We start from the raw sequence: 570 nt of genomic DNA, 5'->3' as shown, positions 1-570 counted from the left end.
CTAGTGCCAAGGCATTCACCGTGCGCCCTTTCTAACTTAACCATTTGAACAATCTATTAGCTTCGGATCTCTTTGTCAGCTTTGTTCGTCCGGTACTCACGTAGGTCAATCTACGCTCCGTTCCTCCCGAACTTTGCTTCCGCGATCTCCTCGCTCCTAGCTTGCCAAATCATTCACGGTAGCATTTAGCTATTCGTGAACGAATGTTCATTGATGCGGATGCATCAACGTTTAACGCATAGTTTCGATGTCTTGTTTTCAAGAATTTTCGTTATCTAGTTTTCAAGGAACGTGTTTTCTCCGACTTGTCGGAGAACGTTTGAATGAGAAAAAGCTCATTCAAAACTGAACAAAAGCGCAAGTGTGATTTGCTCCAAAGAGCGGTAATGTCCTAAAAGGACTCCTTAGAAAGGAGGTGATCCAGCCGCACCTTCCGATACGGCTACCTTGTTACGACTTCACCCCAATCATCTGTCCCACCTTCGGCGGCTGGTTCCAAAAGGTTACCCCACCGACTTCGGGTGTTACAAACTCTCGTGGTGTGACGGGCGGTGTGTACAAGGCCCGGGA

Annotated in this window: 1 rRNA gene; it reads right to left on the bottom strand. The window is 47.5% G+C overall.

The features are described from left to right. Positions 1-408: 408 nt before the first annotated feature. A 16S ribosomal RNA gene (locus tag NON16_RS25400) occupies positions 409-570 on the bottom strand; the annotation flags it as partial.

Source organism: Pseudalkalibacillus decolorationis (assembly GCF_024609785.1).
GTDB lineage: Bacteria > Bacillota > Bacilli > Bacillales > Fictibacillaceae > Pseudalkalibacillus > Pseudalkalibacillus decolorationis.
The sequence above is the reverse complement of the archived record's forward strand: the minus strand, read 5'-3'. Positions and strand labels throughout refer to the sequence as shown.